Origin of the sequence: Gemmobacter nectariphilus DSM 15620, from assembly GCF_000429765.1 — a bacterium.
Taxonomy (GTDB): Bacteria; Pseudomonadota; Alphaproteobacteria; order Rhodobacterales; family Rhodobacteraceae; genus Wagnerdoeblera; species Wagnerdoeblera nectariphila.
Genome location: NZ_KE386949.1, coordinates 287312 through 304876 on the forward strand (window position 1 = coordinate 287312; position 17565 = coordinate 304876).

13 protein-coding genes are annotated in these 17565 nt (G+C 68.9%); 12 read left to right on the forward strand and 1 reads right to left on the reverse strand.

Features of this window, described 5'->3' with window-relative positions:
- Window positions 1-39: 39 nt before the first annotated feature.
- The 12 genes from tsaE to G481_RS0120175 all read left to right on the forward strand — a co-directional run bounded on the left by tsaE (window position 40) and on the right by G481_RS0120175 (window position 16214).
- Window positions 40-522 (forward strand): tRNA (adenosine(37)-N6)-threonylcarbamoyltransferase complex ATPase subunit type 1 TsaE, encoded by a 483-nt coding sequence (gene tsaE / locus G481_RS0120120; RefSeq protein WP_028031590.1) that lies wholly within the window; start codon window positions 40-42, stop codon window positions 520-522.
- A gap of 67 nt (window positions 523-589) precedes the next feature.
- Window positions 590-1600: an aminoglycoside phosphotransferase family protein gene (locus G481_RS0120125; protein WP_028031591.1), complete on the forward strand. Its 1011-nt coding sequence runs from the start codon at window positions 590-592 to the stop codon at window positions 1598-1600.
- Window positions 1600-2268: a nucleotidyltransferase family protein gene (locus G481_RS0120130; protein ID WP_035026848.1), complete on the forward strand. Its 669-nt coding sequence runs from the start codon at window positions 1600-1602 to the stop codon at window positions 2266-2268. Before G481_RS0120125 ends, G481_RS0120130 begins: the two co-directional genes overlap by 1 nt.
- On the forward strand, window positions 2261-5164 hold the full coding sequence (locus tag G481_RS24745) for a PD-(D/E)XK nuclease family protein (protein ID WP_035026849.1): 2904 nt from the start codon (window positions 2261-2263) through the stop codon (window positions 5162-5164). Before G481_RS0120130 ends, G481_RS24745 begins: the two co-directional genes overlap by 8 nt.
- Window positions 5161-8466, forward strand: a complete 3306-nt coding sequence (gene addA, locus G481_RS0120140) for a double-strand break repair helicase AddA (protein ID WP_028031593.1) — start codon at window positions 5161-5163, stop codon at window positions 8464-8466. The genes G481_RS24745 and addA overlap by 4 nt, the downstream gene beginning before the upstream one ends.
- Window positions 8467-8527: 61 nt before the next feature.
- Window positions 8528-8848 (forward strand): thioredoxin, encoded by a 321-nt coding sequence (trxA, locus tag G481_RS0120145; RefSeq protein ID WP_028031594.1) that lies wholly within the window; start codon window positions 8528-8530, stop codon window positions 8846-8848.
- Between the two features lie 100 nt (window positions 8849-8948).
- A complete protein-coding gene (locus G481_RS0120150; RefSeq protein ID WP_028031595.1) occupies window positions 8949-10790 on the forward strand; it encodes an ABC transporter ATP-binding protein in 1842 nt (613 codons plus the stop codon).
- Window positions 10787-11707, forward strand: a complete 921-nt coding sequence (locus G481_RS0120155) for a hypothetical protein (protein WP_028031596.1) — start codon at window positions 10787-10789, stop codon at window positions 11705-11707. The genes G481_RS0120150 and G481_RS0120155 overlap by 4 nt, the downstream gene beginning before the upstream one ends.
- Window positions 11704-13536 (forward strand): ABC transporter ATP-binding protein, encoded by a 1833-nt coding sequence (locus G481_RS0120160; RefSeq protein ID WP_028031597.1) that lies wholly within the window; start codon window positions 11704-11706, stop codon window positions 13534-13536. The genes G481_RS0120155 and G481_RS0120160 overlap by 4 nt, the downstream gene beginning before the upstream one ends.
- A complete protein-coding gene (locus G481_RS0120165) occupies window positions 13533-14765 on the forward strand; it encodes a class I SAM-dependent RNA methyltransferase (RefSeq protein ID WP_028031598.1) in 1233 nt (410 codons plus the stop codon). The genes G481_RS0120160 and G481_RS0120165 overlap by 4 nt, the downstream gene beginning before the upstream one ends.
- A 22-nt stretch (window positions 14766-14787) precedes the next feature.
- Complete coding sequence (locus tag G481_RS0120170) at window positions 14788-15573, forward strand: ion transporter (protein ID WP_028031599.1); 786 nt, start codon at window positions 14788-14790, stop codon at window positions 15571-15573.
- Between the two features lie 134 nt (window positions 15574-15707).
- The gene (locus tag G481_RS0120175; protein WP_028031600.1) at window positions 15708-16214 is read left to right on the forward strand and encodes a L,D-transpeptidase family protein; all 507 of its coding nucleotides are present in this window, start codon (window positions 15708-15710) and stop codon (window positions 16212-16214) included.
- Window positions 16215-16358: 144 nt separating this feature from the next.
- Here G481_RS0120175 and G481_RS0120180 read toward each other — a convergent pair whose 3' ends face one another.
- Window positions 16359-17555 (reverse strand): phenylacetate--CoA ligase family protein, encoded by a 1197-nt coding sequence (locus tag G481_RS0120180; protein WP_028031601.1) that lies wholly within the window; start codon window positions 17553-17555, stop codon window positions 16359-16361.
- Between the last annotated feature and the right edge of the window lie 10 nt (window positions 17556-17565).

Below are 17565 nucleotides of genomic sequence, written 5' to 3' on the forward strand. Positions count from 1 at the left end.
CCCCTTCCTACGCCGCGCGGGGCAGGTTACAACCGGCGCATGACCCGTGCCGCGCCGTCCCTCCGCCTTCCCTTGCCTGACCCCGATGCGACGGCCTCGCTTGGGCGCTGGCTGGCGGACAGGCTGGGCGCGGGCGATGTGCTGCTGCTGCAAGGGCCGATTGGCGCGGGCAAGACCCATCTGGCCCGCGCGCTGATCCAGCACCGGCTGGCCGCCGACGGCCGGATGGAGGATGTGCCCTCGCCCACCTTCACCCTGGTGCAGGTCTATGACACCGCGGCGGGCGAAATCTGGCATGCCGACCTTTACCGCCTGACCCATCCCCAAGAGGTGGTGGAACTTGGTCTTGACGAGGCATTTTCCACCGCGCTGTGCCTGATCGAATGGCCCGACCGGCTGGGCAGCCTGACCCCGCCGCAGGCGCTGACCCTGACGCTGGCCGCCGATGGCGAGGGGCGCAGCGCCACGCTGACCGGCCCGGCCGACCGGCTGGCGCGGCTTGGGGCGCCGCCGCAGCCATGACGCACGGGCCCTTTCGCGACATCCGGGCGCGGCTTCGGCGCGCTGCAACCTTGGGACATTGCCCGCCATGACCGACCGCAAGGCCCTGTCCGATGCCTTTGTCGCCCGCGCCGGCTGGGCCGATGCCGCGCGCGGCTTTCTGGCGGGCGATGCCTCGCCCCGCAGCTATGACCGGCTGCGGCGCGGCGCGGAAACTGCCGTCCTGATGGATGCCCCGCCCGAGCGGGGCGAGGATGTGCGCCCCTTTGTCACCATGGCGCGCCATCTGCTGGGCCTTGGCCTGTCGGCCCCGCGCATCCTGGCCGAAGACCCCGCCAACGGCTTTCTGCTGCTCGAGGATCTGGGCGACACGCTCTATGCGCGCCTGCTGGACCGTGACCGGGCACCCGAGGAACAGATCTACGCCGCCGCCATCGAGGTGCTGGCCACCTTGCAAGGCGCCCCGCCACCCCCTGGCCTGCCGGACCACACCCCCGACTTCATGGCCGAGGCAGCGGGCCTGTCGCTGGGCTGGTATGCCCGCGCGGTGACGGGCCAGCCGCAAGATCCTGCCCCGCTGGTGGCCGCCATGGCGCAGGCGATGGCAGCCCATTGCACCGCAAAGCCGGTTCTGGTGCTGCGCGACTATCATGCGGAAAACCTGCTGTGGCTGCCGGACCGGCAGGGGCTGGCACGCGTCGGGCTGCTGGATTTCCAGATGGGGTCCATGGGCCAGCCGGAATATGACCTGATCTCGCTGCTGCAAGATGCGCGGCGCGATGTGCCGCGCGATCTGGCGGACCGGATGATCGCGCATTTCGCCGCCCTGACCGCCGCCGATCCGGGCCGCACCGCCACCGCCTGCGCCGTGCTGGGTGCCCAGCGGGCCTTGCGCATCCTGGGCGGCTTTACCCGCCTGTCGCTGCATTTCGGCAAGCCGGGCTATGTGCGGCTGATCCCCCGCGTCTGGGCGCATCTGCAGCACGATCTGGCCCATCCGGCCCTTGCCGGGGTCCGCGCCGCCGCCCGCTTGCCCGAGCCGACCCCCGAAGCCTTGCAAAGGATCACCGAGCTGTGCGGAACCGTCCCGACTCTTTGATGCTGTTCGCCGCCGGGTTCGGCACCCGGATGGGTGCGCTGACGGCTGATCGGCCAAAGCCGCTGATCCCCGTGGCCGGGCGGGCGCTGATCGACCATGCGCTTGAGCTGGTGCGCGGGGCAGGCATTGGCCGCACTGTCGCCAACCTGCATTATCGGGGCGCGCAGATCCGCGACCATCTGGCCGGGCAGGACATCCTGTTCAGCGAGGAACAGCCTGACATCCTGGAAACCGGCGGCGGGTTGCGCGCGGCGCTGCCGCTGCTGGGGCCGGGGCCGGTTTTTACGCTGAACACCGATGCGGTCTGGACGGGGCCGAACCCGCTTCTGACCCTGCGCGAGGGCTGGCACGGGGGCATGGGCGCGCGGCTGCTGCTGGCCCCACTGGCGCAAACGCGCGGGCACGGGCCGAAGGGCGATTTCACCCTGCACCCCGATGGCCGCATCACGCGCGGCGGCGACATGGTCTATCTGGGCGCCCAGATCCTCGACCCCACGGGGCTGCAGACGATCCCCGATCCGGCCTTTTCGCTGAACCGCCTGTGGGACCGGCAGATCGCCGCAGGCCAGGCCTTTGGCGCGCTCCACCCGGGCCTTTGGTGCGATGTGGGCCGCCCAGAAGGCATTGACCAGGCCGAGGCCATGCTGCGGGAGGGTGCCGATGGCTGAACGCACCACGATCTTTGGCATCCCCCCCGGCCTTGATTTCGCCAAGGCGCTGGTCGCGGGCCTGCGCATGCGCCTGCACGGCCAGCCGCCCGAGGCGATAGCGCGGGCGACGCTGTGGGTCAACTCCTCGGGGATGCGCGAGCGGGTCAAGGCGCAGTTCGGCGCACATGAGCTGTTGCCGCGCATCCGCCTTGTCACCGAACTGGCCGAGGCTCTGCCGCTGCCCGGTCTGCCGCCGCCCGAACCGGGGCTGCGGCGGCGCTTGCAGCTTACCCAGCTGATCGCCCGGCTGCTGGATGCCGAACCCGACCTTGCCCCGCGATCAGCGCTTTACGATCTGGCCGACAGCCTGGCGGGCCTGATCGACGAGATGGCGGGCGAAGGCGTGACCCCCGAGGCCGTGGCGGCGCTGGACGTGTCGGACCATTCGCTGCACTGGGCGCGCACCCAGCGGTTTCTGGGCATCGTCGCACCGTTCTTTGGCCCCGATGCCAGCCCGCAGGCCGAAACGCGCCGGCGCATGGTGGCGGCCCGGCTGGGCGATCTGTGGGCCGCGCATCCGCCGCAGGGGCCGGTGATCGTGGCAGGCTCGACCGGCTCGCGCGGGGCGACGGCGCTGATGATGCAGGCGGTGGCGGCGCTGCCGCAAGGCGCCCTGGTGTTGCCGGGGCATGATTTCGACATGCCCTTGCCGCTGTGGGACCGGCTGGACAATGCCCTGACCGCCGAGGATCATCCGCAATACCGCACCCGCCATCTGCTGGATCTGCTGGGCGCGCAGCCCGGCGACATTGCCCGCTGGACGGGCGATATCCCCCCGGCGCCGGGGCGCAACCGGCTGGTCTCGCTGGCGCTGCGGCCGGCGCCCGTCACCGACCAATGGCTGGCGGAGGGCGCCCACCTGCCCGACCTGCGCGAGGCGACCGCCGCCATGACGCTGATCGAGGCCCCCAGCCCACGGGCCGAGGCGCTGGCGATTGCGCTGATCCTGCGCAGCGCGGCCGAGGGCACGCAGACCGCCGCGCTGGTCACCCCCGACCGCGACCTTGCCCGTCAGGTGACGGTCGCTCTGGACCGTTGGGGCATCGTGCCCGATGACAGCGCGGGCCGCCCGCTGGCGCTGTCGCCGCCGGGGCGCCTGTTGCGGCAGATCACCGGCCTCTTTGGCCAGCGCATCACGGGCGATCGGCTGCTGGCGCTGCTGAAACATCCGCTGGTGCACACGGGGGCGGAACGGGGCGAGCATCTGCGCCTGACCCGCGATCTGGAACTGCACCTGCGCCGCAAGGGGCCCGCCTTTCCCGAGCCGGATTTCCTGCGCGGCTGGGGCGCGGCGCAGGACGCGCCGGGTTGGGGCGACTGGCTGGCCAGCTGCATCGCGGGGCTGGACAGCGTCGGCACCCGGCCGCTGGCCGACCATCTGGCGCATCATCGCGCGCTGGCCGAACGGCTGGCCGCCGGCCCCGTCCCCGGCAGCGGCGAGCTATGGCTGGAAAACCCCGGCGAGGTGGCCGCCGCCGCCTTTGCCGCACTCGAGGCCGAGGCAGAGCATGGCGGCGATCTGGCCCCGCATGATTATTCTGCGCTGTTCGATGCCGTGATTGCGGGCCAAGAGGTGCGCGACATCATCACCCCCCACCCGCGCATCCGCATTCAGGGCAGCCGCGAGGCGCGCGAGCTGGCCGCCGATCTGGTCATCATGGGGGGCCTCAATGACGGGTCATGGCCCCAACTGCCGCCGCCCGACCCTTGGCTGAACCGGCAGATGCGGATGCGGGCCGGGCTGTTGCTGCCCGAACGCCGCATCGGCCTGTCGGCGCATGACTTCCAGCAGGCCATCGCCGCGCCCGAGGTGATCCTGACCCGCGCCGCCCGCAGCGACGAGGCGGAAAGCGTGCCCTCGCGCTGGCTGAACCGGCTGGTGAACCTGATGCAGGGCCTGCCGGACCGGCACGGGCCGCAGGCGCTGGCAGCGATGCGGGGGCGGGGGCGCGACTGGCTGGCGATGGCCCGCGCACTGGAACGCCCGGCGCAGGACACCCCCCGCGCCCAGCGCCCGGCCCCGGCCCCGCCCGCCAAGGCCCGCCCGCTGGAACTGCCGGTGACGGGGATCGAGACGCTGATCCGCGACCCCTATGCGACTTACGCGCGGGAAATCCTGCGGCTGCGCCCGCTGGATCCGCTGCGCGCCGAACCCGACGTGCGGCTGCGCGGATCGGTGCTGCACAAGGTGATGGAGGTGTTTGCGCGGAATGCTGACCGTTCGATGCATGGCCTGCTGGCCGCCGCCGATGCCGTGCTGGAAACCGAGGTGCCCTGGCCCGCCGCCCGCATCCTGTGGCGCCAACGCATCGCGCGGGTGGCGGACTGGTTCCTGGCGTTCGAGGCCGATCACGCCGGCAACCCGGTCCTGCTGGAAAGCCCCGGCGGGATCGAGGTTGCGGGCACCGGCTTTCGGCTGACCGCGCGGCCCGACCGCATCGACATGCTGGCCGATGGTCGCCTGCATCTTTACGATTACAAGACCGGCAACCCGCCCAGCCAGAAACAGCAGCAATATTTCAACCAGCAGCTGACGCTTCAGGCTGCCATGGCGCGGCTGGGCGGCTTTGGCGCCCTTGGCCCATCCGAGGTGGCGGCGGCCACCTATGTCGGCCTTGGATCCAGCCCCAAGGCGGAACCCGTGGACGTCGATGACGAAACGCTGGACAAGGCCTGGGCAGGGCTTGCGAAGCTGATCGCCACCTATCTTGACCCGGCCACCGGCTATGCCGCCCGCCGCGCCATGCACAAGCACGCCTTTGGCAGCGACTATGACCAGCTGTCGCGCTTTGGCGAATGGACCATGGCCGACAGCGCGGTGAAGATGCCCGTCGGCAAGGAGGATGAGGCATGACGCTTTCCGCATCCGATGTGCAACAACGCGCCGCCGATCCGGCGCATTCGGTCTGGACCTCGGCCAATGCCGGATCGGGCAAGACCAAGGTGCTGACCGACCGCGTGGCCCGTCTGCTGCTGTCGGGAACCGAACCCCAGCGCATCCTGTGCCTGACCTATACCAAGGCCGCCGCCGCCGAGATGCAGAACCGCCTGTTCCGCCGCCTTGGCGAATGGGCGATGATGCCGGAACCCGATCTGCGCGCCGCGCTGGCCGGGCTTGGGCTGACTGCGGCGCCCGATGCCGAAACGCTGGCCTCGGCCCGGCGGCTGTTCGCCCGCGCCATTGAAACGCCAGGCGGGCTGAAGATTCAGACGATCCACAGCTTCTGCGCCGCCCTGCTGCGCCGCTTTCCGCTCGAGGCGCAGGTCTCGCCCGGCTTTGCCGAGATGGACGACCGTTCGGCCGATCTGCTGCGCGCCGAGATCGTCGAGGATATGGCCGAACGCGCGCCCGAGGTGATCGCCCGGCTGGCCCGCCACTATAGCGGCGAAGATTTCCTGAAACTGGCCGCCGAGGTCGCAGGCAACCGCGCGCGGTTTGACGGGGCCAGCCGCGACACGCTGGCAACGGCGCTTGGCCTGACGCCGGGTGATACCCCCCAACGCCTGCTGGCCGATGTGTTTCTGGGCGGCGAGGCAGAGTGGCTGGCGCAGATCGCGGCCTTGCTCGCCAGCGGCAGCACAACCGACAGCAAGGCCGCCCTGCGCATCAAGGCGCTGGATCTGATCGGCGCGGGCTTGCGCGATCTGGCCGGGCTCGAGGGCGTTCTGCTGACCGGCAGCAGCGCGAAAGAGCCGTTTTCCGCCAAGATCGGCAGCTTTCCCACCAAGGCGACGCGCGGCAAGCTGGGCAACCTGATCGACCCGCTGGAACAACTGATGGCCCGGGTCGAGGCGGCCCGCCCCCGCCGCCTTGCGCTGGAGGCGCTGGAGCGGGCCAGCGCGCTGCACGATTTCGCCGCCAGGTTCCTGCCGGACTATGACCGGCGCAAGCAGGCGCGCGGCTGGCTGGACTTTGACGACCTGATCCTGCGCGCCCGCGATCTGCTGTCGGTGTCATCGGTCGCGCAGTGGGTGCTGTATCGGCTGGATGGCGGCATCGACCATATCCTGGTCGACGAGGCACAGGACACCGGCCCCGACCAATGGCGGGTGATCGAGCTGCTGGCGCAGGAATTCACCGCCGGCCAAGGCGCGCGCGATCAGGGGCGCACGATCTTTGTCGTGGGCGACAAGAAGCAGTCGATCTATTCGTTCCAGGGCGCCGATCTGGAAAAGTTCGACGCGATGCAGGCGCATTTCTCGCAGCAGCTGGCGGCGGTGGGCACGGCGCTGCATCTGCACCCGCTGGAATATTCGTTCCGCTCCTCGCCAGCCGTGCTGGGCGCGGTGGACGCCACCTGCGCGCCGTTCGAAAGCCTTGGCCGCGTCAGCCACATCGCCTTTCGCAATGCCATGCCGGGCCGGGTGGACCTGTGGCCGGTGGTTGCCGCCGAGGATGACCCCGACCCCGGCGACTGGTTCGATCCGGTGGACCTGCCCAGCCCCCGCGCGCCCGAAGTGGTCCTGGCCGAACGGATCGCCCAGCAGATCAAGGCGCTGCTGGCCGCGGGCACCCGCATTCCGCAGACCGACGGCACCGACCGGCCCATGCGGGCGGGCGATGTGCTGATCCTTGTCCAGCGCCGCAGCGCGCTGTTCCACGAGATGATCCGCGCCTGCAAGGCCGCCGGCCTGCCCATCGCCGGGGCCGACCGGCTGAAACTGGGGGCGGAAATCGCGGTCAAGGATCTGGCCGCGCTGCTGTCATTCCTGGCCACGCCCGAGGATGATCTGGCGCTGGCAACCGCCCTGCGATCGCCGCTGTTCGGCTGGGACGAACAGCAGATTTACGACCTTGCACAGGGTCGCGGGCGGCAATGGCTGTGGGAAACCCTGCGAAAACGCGACGATCACGCCGATACGCTGGCCGTGCTGCACGATCTGCGCAACCGCGCCGATTTCCTGCGCCCCTTCGAGCTGATCGACCGCATCCTGACCCGCCACGATGGCCGCCGCCGCCTGATTGCCCGCCTCGGCGCCGAGGCCGAGGACGGGATCGACCAGTTCCTGTCCCAGGCCCTGGCCTATGAGCGGATGGAGGTGCCCAGCCTGACCGGCTTTCTGACGTGGCTCTCGACCGATGATGTCGAGGTGAAACGTCAGGCCGACAGCGCGGGCGACCGGATCCGGGTGATGACCGTGCACGGGTCCAAGGGCCTTGAGGCGCCGGTGGTCATTCTGCCCGACACCGGCGACCGCCGCCCCGCGCAGGGCGGCGAGACGCTGGTGCTGGGGGACGGCACGCCGGTGTGGAAGACCGGGGCCGACCACGCGCCGCCGCCGATGGCCGCCGCCCTGGCCGACCAGCAACGCCGCTGGCACGAGGAAAACCAGCGCCTTCTGTATGTCGCCATGACGCGGGCGGAAAGCTGGCTGATCGTGGCCGCCGCCGGCAAGGCGGAAAAGCCCGAAAGCTGGTATGCCGCGATCCGGGCGGGGCTGTCGTCACTGGGGGCCGGGCCACTGGATACGCCGACCGGCCCCGGCCTGCGCCATGCCTTTGGCAACTGGCCCGCCGATGGCGCGCCCGCCGAGGCGGTGGTGGACCAGCCCGCGCCCTTGCCCGACTGGGCCAGCCGCCCCGCCGCCCCGGCCGCCAAGGCCCCGCCGCCCCTGAAGCCATCCGGCCTTGGCGGCGCCAAGGCCCTGCCGGGCGAGTCGGACTTGTCCGAGGCCGAGGCGATGGCGCGCGGCACCCTGCTGCATCGGCTGCTGGAGGTGCTGCCCGACCATCCTGCCACCGACTGGCCCGCACTGGCGGGTGCCATGGGCGCCGACGCCGCCCTGCTGGCCGAGGCGCGCGGCGTTCTGGCCGCGCCCGATCTGGCCTTTCTGTTCTCCCCCGGCACGCTGGCTGAGGTGGAATTTGCCACCACCCTGAACGGCCAGCCGATGACCGGCCTGATCGACCGGCTGATCGTCGGCCCCGATCATGTGCTGGCGGTGGATTTCAAATCGAACGCCACGGTGCCTGCGACGCCCGATCAGGTGCCCGATGGCCTTTTGCGCCAGATGGGAGCCTATGCCCATGCGCTTAAGGCGATCTATCCGGGCCGACAGATCGAGACCGCGCTGCTGTGGACATCCTGTGCCCGGCTGATGCGCCTGCCCCACGATCTCGTGTCGCAGGCGCTCGGCCGTGCCGGGCTGCCTTGACGCGGGGGGCGGGGGTTCTTACCTTCACTGGCAACTTCATATTCCAGTCAGGAGATATGTCATGGCCACCGTGCCCGTCACCGACGCCACCTTCGATGCCGAAGTGCGCCAGTCGTCCATCCCCGTCGTGGTGGATTTCTGGGCCGAATGGTGCGGCCCGTGCCGCCAGATCGGCCCGGCGCTGGAAGAGCTTTCGAAGGAATTCGAAGGCAAGGTGAAAATCGTCAAGGTCAACGTCGACAATGACCAGCAAGCGGCGGCCCAGCTGGGCGTGCGCGGCATTCCGGCCCTGTTCCTGTTCAAGGACGGCCAGGTCGTGTCGAACAAGGTTGGCGCTGCCCCCAAGGCCTCGCTGCAAAGCTGGATCCAGTCGGCGATCTGATCGCCGCCCCCGGATCATCCAAAAGGTGCCGCCCCATCGGGGGCGGTTTCCCTTTTGACGCGCGCGGCCTATATCGGGCATTCAAGGAAAGCGCGCATAGATGTTCCGGTTTTTTGAAACACTCGTAGACCCCTACCAACCCTATCCGCAGGCCGATACACCGCCCCGCGGGCTGTGGCCGTTCCTGCGCGACTATGTCCTGCCGTTCCGCAAGGTCTTTGCCGTGACGGCGCTGGTCTCGCTGCTGGTCGCCTCGGGCGATATTGCGCTGATCTGGTATGTCGGGCGGCTGGTAGATCTGCTGACCACGGGCGCCCCGGCCGAGGTACTGGCCGGCCACGGCTGGGAATTCCTGACCGTGGCGCTGATCATCGCGCTGGTGCGGCCGATGATTTCGGGCACCGGCACGGCGCTGCTGCACAACACCATCCTGCCGAACTTTGGCACCATGATCCGCTGGCGGGCGCATCGGCATGTGCTGCGCCAGCCCGTCGGCTGGTTCGAGGGCGATTTCGCCGGCCGCATCGCCAACCGCATCATGCAGACCCCGCCTGCGGCAGGGGACGCCGTGTTCCAGACCTTCGACGCCATGGCCTTTGGATCGGTCACGGTGATCGGCGCAGGTATCCTGCTGGCCGATGCCGACCCGCGCCTGCTGGTGCCGCTGGTGGTGTGGTTTGGCTGCTATGCCTTGCTGGTGCGCTGGACGATCCGCCATGCCGGCCCCGCCGCCAAGGCCAGCGCGGACGCGCGCAGCGCCATCACCGGCCGGGTGGTCGATGCCTATACCAACATCCATTCGGTCAAGCTGTTCGCCCATCATGACCGCGAAATCGCCCATGCCCGGGACGCGATCGAGACCGCACGGGTCAAGTTCCAGCATGAGATGCGCATCATCACCCGGATGGATGTGACGCTGACCGTGCTGAACGGGCTGCTGATCGTGTCGGTGATCGGCTGGGCGGGGCTGCTGTGGTATCAGGGCGCGGCATCCGTGGGTGCTGTGGCCGCCGCCGCGGCGCTGGTCTTGCGGCTGAACAACCTGACCTATTGGCTGATGTGGGCGACCACCGGCCTTGTGCAGGCGCTTGGCACCGTGGCCGAAGGCATGGAGACGATCGCCCAGCCCGTCACCGTGCTGGACAGCCCCGCCGCCCGCCCGCTGGACTGGCACGAGGGGCGGATCGAATTTCAGGACGTGCGCCACCATTACGGCCGCGACTCGGGCGGGTTGCAAGGCGTGTCGCTGACCATCCGGCCGGGGGAAAAGGTCGGGCTGGTGGGCCGGTCGGGCGCGGGCAAGACCACGCTGGTCAAGCTGCTGCTGCGGTTCTACGACGTGGAAGCAGGGCGCATCCTGATTGACGGGCAGGATATTGCACAGCTCACGCAAGACAGCCTGCGCCGCCAGATCGGCATGGTGCAGCAAGACAGCTCGCTTCTGCATCGTTCGGTGCGCGACAACATCCTCTATGGTCGCCCCGATGCGACCGAGGCCGAAATGATCGAAGCCGCACGGCGGGCCGAGGCGCATGACTTCATCCTGACGCTGGAAGACCCCGAGGGGCGCACCGGCTATGACGCCCATGTCGGCGAGCGCGGGGTGAAGCTGTCGGGCGGCCAGCGCCAGCGCATCACGCTGGCACGGGTGATCCTGAAGGATGCGCCGATCCTGGTGCTGGACGAGGCGACCAGTGCCCTCGACAGCGAGGTCGAGGCGGCGATCCAGGATACGCTGTATCGCGTGATGCAGGGCAAGACGGTGATCGCCATCGCGCACAGGCTGTCGACCATTGCGGCGATGGACCGTATCGTCGTGCTGGATCAGGGCCGCGTGGCCGAAGACGGCACCCATGCCGACCTGCTTGCGCGGGGCGGGATCTATGCCTCGCTCTGGTCGCGGCAATCGGGCGGGTTTCTGGGCGACGAGGTGACACAATGAAGGGCGGGTGGTGGTCTGCACCGGGTCTGCGGCTGCGGGGGCGGCTGCTGATCCTGACAGGCATCGTGATGATGCTGGCCGCACTGGCCGCAGGGCTTGCCGGGCATGGGCTTGCGGGCTTTGCGCTGATGGCGGCGGCCTTTGCAGTGGCCCGGCTGCTGGCCCGGCCCTGGCTGCTTGGCAAGCCGGCGGACCTGTCGCGCGATCTGGCGGGGCAGGTGGCGCTGGTGCTGGTGCTGTTCTGGCTGGGCGTCGGAATCGGGGCGGCAACCGGCTGGCACCCGGCCCTGCCGCTGTGGCTGCCCGCCCCCATCGCCTTGGCCGCAGGCGGCCTTGCCCGGCTGATCTGGCGCCCGATGCCGCCCGAGATGGACGGCTTTCTGGACGAGGCGACCGAGACCCTGACCCGGATGGCCGCCGATTTCAGCGCCGATACCGCAGGCGACACCGAACAGACCCGCCACACCATCGCCGATCTGTGCGCCGCGCTGGACGCGCTGCCGCAGACGGGCGTGTCGCATTACGATCTGGTGGATGTGCTGCTGGAAGGCATGGGGCGGATCCCGGTTCCCGATTTCATCGACACGCTGCACGGGCGGGCGACAGGCGGGGCGGAACGCGATCTGCGCGCGCTGGTGATCGGGCTGACCGACCCTTGGGTCGCCGAACGCGCCCTTGGTCAGCGCGAGCTGAACGCCTCGTTCGAGGTGATCGTCACCTCGGGCAATGCTGCCGCCCTGTCCGCCTGGGCGATGGGGGCCGGGGCGCTGCTGGATGCTGTGCCCCACGCCGCCATCGACATGCCGCCGGCCGACCGCCTGCTTTTCGTGGCGCAGTCTCAGGATGCGGCCCTGCGCAAGCTGCTGGCCGAACTTGCCGCCCGGCTGGAGACGTTCAACAGAGAGACCGAGGCATGAGGCTGGCCGATCTGATCACCCCGTTCCAGCCGGCCGACGGTGCCCCGCCGCGCCGGCTGGGCGCGTTCTTCCTGTGGTGCCTTGGCGGGTCGTGGAAGGCGCTGCTGATCGCCTCGGTCGTCTCGGCGCTGGCCGGCGTGACCGAGATCGTCTCGGCCACAATTCTGGGCGCGGTCATCGACGCGACGGCGGCCACCGATCCGCAAGGGTTCTTTGGCGCCCATGCCTGGCTGATCGCGGTGTTCCTGGGGTTCTATCTGCTGGCCCGGCCGCTGATCTTTGCCGCCTCGTCGGCCGCGAATTCGGTGGTGATCGGACCGAATGTCATGCCGCTGGTGCTGTCGCGGCTGCACCGCTGGACGATGGGTCAGGCCGTCACCTTCTTTGACAACGATTTTGCCGGGCGCATCGCGCAAAAGCAGATGCAGGCCGCCCGCGCCGTGACCGATGTGGTGTCGGAAACCATCAACACCGGGGTGTTTGCCCTGGCCTCGGTCGTCGGATCGGCAGTGTTCTTGCTGGACATCGACGCGCGGATGGCGCTGGCGCTGGCGCTGTGGCTGGCGGCCTATCTGGCGCTGATCCGCTTCTTCATGCCGCGCATCCGGGCGACATCGGTCAGCCGGGCGGCGGCGCGGGCGAATATCTCGGGTCAGGTGGTCGATACGATCACCAACATCAAGACGGTGAAACTGTTCGCCCATTCCGACCACGAGGACCGCGCCGCGTTGAAATCCATGGGCCTTTACCGCGAGCGGTCGATCGACTTCGGCGTCGTGTCCGCCTGGTTCCGGCTGTCGCTGATGATGCTGGCAGGCGCCTTGCCGGTGCTGCTGATCGGCGGCACCACCTGGCTGTGGACCCATGGCGCCGCCACGGCGGGCGAGATTGCCGCCGCCGGCACCATCGCCATCCGAATCGCGCAGATGACCGGCTGGGTCAGCTTTACCCTGATGGGCATCTACGCCAATGTCGGCGAGGTCGAGGATGCGATGCACACCCTGACCCCGCCCCATGCCCTGACCGATGCCCCCGATGCCACCCCCTTGCCCCGCGTTCGGGGCGAGGTGCGCTATGACCATGTCAGCTTTGCCTATGGCGGCCAGACCGGCGGGGTGCGCGATCTGGATCTGACGGTGCGGCCGGGCGAGCGGCTGGGCATCGTCGGCGCCTCGGGGGCAGGAAAATCGACGCTGGTGGCGCTTTTGCTGCGGCTTTACGATCCCGAAAAGGGCGCCGTGCGGATCGACGGGCACGATCTGCGCCGCGTGACCCAGGAATCCTTGCGCCATCAGATCGGCATGGTCACGCAGGAAACCGCGATGTTCAACCGATCCGCCCGCGACAACATCCTCTATGGCCGCCCCGATGCCATCGAGGCCGAGGTGATCGCCGCCGCAAAGGCCGCCGAAGCGCATGATTTCATCCTGACGCTGGAAGATCACAAGGGCCGCAAGGGCTATGACGCCCATCTGGGCGAGCGGGGCGTGAAACTGTCGGGCGGACAGCGCCAGCGCATCGCCCTGGCCCGCGCCTTCCTCAAGGACGCCCCCATCCTGGTGCTGGACGAGGCCACCAGCGCGCTGGACAGCGAGGTCGAGGCGCAGATCCAGTCCGCGCTGGACCGGGTGATGCAGGGCAAGACCGTGCTGGCCATCGCGCACCGGCTGTCGACCATTGCCGCAATGGACCGGATCGTGGTGATGGATCATGGCCGGATCGTCGAACAGGGCCGCCACGCCGACCTGCTGGCCTCGGGGGGGCTTTACGCGCGCTACTGGGCGCGGCAATCAGGCGGCTTCCTGGGGCTGGAGGATGCGGCCGAATGAAACTGACAATCGAACGGCTGGGCCATCATGGCGATGGCATCGCACGCGGACCAGACGGGCCGGTGTTCATACCGGGCGTTCTGCCTGGCGAAGAGGTCGAGGGCGAGGTTCAGGGCGATCGGATGATGGCCCCGCGCATCGTCACCCCGTCCGCCCATCGCCGCAAGCCGCCTTGCCCCCATGCCCGCGCCTGCGGCGGCTGCGCGCTGCAACATGCGGACGATGCCTTTGTCGCCGACTGGAAGCAGGGCGTCGTGCGCCACGCGCTGGACGCCCAGGGGCTGGAGGCACCGTTCCGGCCGCTGGAAACCTCGCCCCCCCGCAGCCGTCGGCGCGCCACGCTGTCGGCGCGGCGCACCAAGGCGGGGGTCACGCTGGGCTTTCACATGCGCGGATCGGATCAGGTGGTCGCCGTGCCCGGCTGCCTGTTGCTGCACCCCGACCTGATCGCCGCCTTCCCGGCGCTCGAGGCGATCACCCGCGCCGGTGCCTCGCGCAAGGGCGAGCTGTCGCTGACCGTCACTGCCACGCTGTCGGGCCCGGATGTCGCCGTGACAGGCGGCAAGCCGCTGGATGCCGCGCTGATCCAGGATCTGGCCGGACTGGCCGAGGCGCACCACCTGGCCCGCCTGACATGGGAGGGCGAGGCCGTCGCGCTTCGTGCCCAGCCGCTGGTCGCGATGGGCGCGGGGCGCGTGCCGCTGCCGCCGGGCGCCTTCCTGCAAGCCACCGCCCAGGGCGAGGCCGCGCTTCTGGCCGCCGTGCGCGAGGCCGTGGGCCCCGCGCGCAAGGTGGCTGACCTGTTCGCCGGCTGCGGCACCTTTACCCTGCCGCTGGCCGAAACCGCCGAGGTTCATGCCGTCGAGGGCGATGCCACGCTGACCGCCGCCTTGTCGGCCGGCGCGCGCAACACCCGTGGGCTCAAGGCGATCACGGTGGAAACCCGCGATCTGTTCCGCCGCCCGCTGATGGCGGACGAGCTGCGCCTTGACGCCGCCGTCATCGACCCGCCCCGCGCCGGGGCCGAGGCGCAGGTGGCCGAGATCGCCCGCGCCCGTGTGCCGGTCGTGGCGATGGTATCGTGCAACCCCGTCACCTTCGCCCGCGATGCCAGGATGCTGGTGGCGGCGGGCTATCGCCTGGATTGGGTGCAGGTGGTGGACCAGTTCCGCTGGTCCACGCATGTAGAGCTTGTCGCCCGCCTGTCGCTGCCCCATATCGGCACCTGAACCCGCGAACAGGAGCCCGAAAATGACGCCGCGCCAACGCCTTGACGCCTGGCTTGACACACCCTTTGTCCGCAACGGCATCATGGCCGTGATCGTGTTCAACGCGATCTTGCTGGGTATGGAAACCTCGGTCACGCTGATGGACCGGGCGGGAGGGCTGATCGTCGCGCTGGACCGGCTGTGCCTCGGGATCTTCGTGGTGGAACTGCTTGCCAAGCTTTACGCCCGCGGCTGGCGGTTCTTTCGCAATGGCTGGAACCTGTTCGACTTTGCCATCGTCGGGATTTCGCTGATCCCGTCGGCAGGCGGGCTGTCGGTGCTGCGGGCGCTGCGGATCTTGCGGGCGCTGCGGCTGGTCTCGGTTGCGCCGCGCCTGCGCCGGGTGGTCGAGGGGTTCGTCACCGCCTTGCCCGGCATGGCCTCGGTCTTTCTGCTGATGGCGCTGATCTTCTATATCGGCGCGGTGATGGCGACCAAACTGTTCGGCGCCGACTTTCCCGACTGGTTCGGCAACCTGGGCCGGTCGGCCTATACGCTGTTCCAGGTGATGACGCTGGAAAGCTGGTCGATGGGCATCGTGCGGCCGGTGATGGACATGCACCCCTATGCCTGGGTGTTCTTTGTGCCCTTCATCATGATGACCACCTTTGCCGTGGTGAACCTGCTGGTGGGCCTCATCGTCAATTCGATGCAGGATGCGCATTCCGAGGAAGAAAACAGCCGCACCGATGCCTATCGCGAGGAAGTGCTCAATCGGCTGGCAGAGATCGAAAAGCGGCTGGCGGCGCGCGAGCACACGCCGATGTGATGTGGCACCGCCCTGCCCCCTGCGGTAGGGAAGGCTGAGCCGGGGAACCGGGGGTTTGCACCCCCGGACCCCGCAGGATATTTTTGGACAGATGAAGGGGCAGCCGCCGCAAGAGCGGCCCCAAGGGGCAGACCATGCTTTGGACAAGACGCGGAACACTTTTCGGAATGATCGCAGCGGGGCTTTCTGCCTGTGCACCGTCGAAATTCCGCCGCTATAACGGGCCGGAAGTGACGCGGATCGAGGTGCACAAGAGCGCCCGCAAGATGTATCTGCTGAACGACAAGAAGGTGCTGAAAGACTATGACGTCGGCCTGGGTCACGCCCCGGTCGGGCACAAGCAGTTCGAAGGCGATGGCAAGACCCCCGAAGGGGTCTACTATGTCGACCGTCGCAACCCCAACTCGAACTTTCACCTGTCTGTCGGGCTGTCCTACCCGAACCCGGCCGATCGCGCCTTTGCGCAGGCGCAGGGCAAATCGCCAGGCGGGGATATCTTCATCCATGGTCAGGCCGGCAAGCACACCCTGCGCGGCCGGGGCCGCGACTGGACCGACGGCTGCATCGCGGTGACCGATCGCGAGATCGAGGATGTCTATGCCATGGTCAAGGTCGGAACGCCGGTCGCGATCTATCCCTGAGGGGACGGGCGCGACCCTGTTTCATCTGCCCCCAGATATTGCCCAAGGGGGCCGACGGCCCCCTTGGACGGGAAGATCGCGAGAGAGCCGGACCGTCAGGCCGCCGAGCGGTCGGCCTGACTGGCGAATGCCCCCTGCAATCCCTCAGCCATAGCTGCGGCGATCCTCGATCACCTTGCCATCATTGGGCAGGCTGCCGGGCGGGACCAGTTCGATCCGGCCCTTCATCTTCAGCACATCCATGACCGAGCCCTCATAGAGGGCGGGGTTCGAGGCGCGGGTTTCCACCTGCACGGTCATCACGTCCATCTCGCCATCGCGGTCGGCAATGACGCGCACGCGCGTCACCTCGGCGTGGCGGGCGACCAGATCGGCGACCTGTTCGGGCCGCACGAACATGCCCTTGATCTTGGTGGTCTGGTCAGCCCGGCCCATCCAGCCCTTGATGCGCAGGTTGGTGCGCCCGCACGGCGACTGGCCCGGCATCAGCGCCGACAGATCGCCCGTGGCAAAGCGGATCAGCGGGTAGTCGGGGTTGAGCGTGGTCACCAGGATCTCGCCCACCTCGCCCACCGGGACGGGATCGCCCGTGCCGGGGCGCACGATTTCCACGATGACGCCTTCGTCCAGGATCATCCCTTCCATCGCGTCGGATTCATAGGCAACATTGCCCAGATCGGCCGTGGCATAGCACTGGCGGCACGTGATGCCGCGATCCGCATATTCCTGACGCAGCGAGGGGAACAGCGCCCCGCCCCCGACCACCGCCTTGGCGATCTTGAGTGCGGCGCCCATCTCGGCGGCCTTGTCGAGGATGACCTTGAGATAATCCGGCGTGCCGGCATAGGCGGTGCTGCCGATGTCGGCCGCAGCCCGCACCTGCAATTCGGTCTGGCCGGTGCCCGCCGGCACGACGGCCGCGCCGACGGCACGGGCCCCATTGTCGAACATCATGCCCGCCGGCACGAGGTGATAGGAAAAGCAGTTCTGGATGATGTCGCCCTTGCCGATGCCGGTGGCATGCAAGAAGCGGCCCACGCGCCACCAGTCATAACCGATCCCGCCCGGCTCGTAGATGGGCCCCGGCGATTGAAAGATCTGGGCAATGTTCGACACCGCAACCCCGCCAAACGGCGGATTTGCCTGCTGGCCTGCGACCAGCGCCGATTTGCGCATCACCGGCAATGCGGCCAGATCGGCAAGCGAGTTCACCGCGACACCGGCAAGGTGCGCCCCTGCCGCACCCTTGGCGGCGCGAGCCAGCTGGGCGCGCAGCGAGATCAGCTGGTCGGCCTCGCGCTCGTCCTGGCTGCGGGTTTCCAGCGCATCATAATATGGCATGACGACTTAC

Bases quoted from the DNA above. Each gene is read 5' to 3' on its own strand.
- G481_RS0120130 (WP_035026848.1), top strand. From the start codon at position 1,600: ATGCTGTTCGCCGCCGGGTTCGGCACCCGGATGGGTGCGCTGACGGCT.
- addA (WP_028031593.1), top strand. From the start codon at position 5,161: ATGACGCTTTCCGCATCCGATGTGCAACAACGCGCCGCCGATCCGGCG.
- G481_RS0120180 (WP_028031601.1), bottom strand. From the start codon at position 17,555: ATGCCATATTATGATGCGCTGGAAACCCGCAGCCAGGACGAGCGCGAG.
- G481_RS0120150 (WP_028031595.1), top strand. From the start codon at position 8,949: ATGTTCCGGTTTTTTGAAACACTCGTAGACCCCTACCAACCCTATCCG.
- G481_RS0120175 (WP_028031600.1), top strand. From the start codon at position 15,708: ATGCTTTGGACAAGACGCGGAACACTTTTCGGAATGATCGCAGCGGGG.
- trxA (WP_028031594.1), top strand. From the start codon at position 8,528: ATGGCCACCGTGCCCGTCACCGACGCCACCTTCGATGCCGAAGTGCGC.
- tsaE (WP_028031590.1), top strand. From the start codon at position 40: ATGACCCGTGCCGCGCCGTCCCTCCGCCTTCCCTTGCCTGACCCCGAT.
- G481_RS0120165 (WP_028031598.1), top strand. From the start codon at position 13,533: ATGAAACTGACAATCGAACGGCTGGGCCATCATGGCGATGGCATCGCA.
- G481_RS24745 (WP_035026849.1), top strand. From the start codon at position 2,261: ATGGCTGAACGCACCACGATCTTTGGCATCCCCCCCGGCCTTGATTTC.
- G481_RS0120170 (WP_028031599.1), top strand. From the start codon at position 14,788: ATGACGCCGCGCCAACGCCTTGACGCCTGGCTTGACACACCCTTTGTC.
- G481_RS0120155 (WP_028031596.1), top strand. From the start codon at position 10,787: ATGAAGGGCGGGTGGTGGTCTGCACCGGGTCTGCGGCTGCGGGGGCGG.
- G481_RS0120160 (WP_028031597.1), top strand. From the start codon at position 11,704: ATGAGGCTGGCCGATCTGATCACCCCGTTCCAGCCGGCCGACGGTGCC.
- G481_RS0120125 (WP_028031591.1), top strand. From the start codon at position 590: ATGACCGACCGCAAGGCCCTGTCCGATGCCTTTGTCGCCCGCGCCGGC.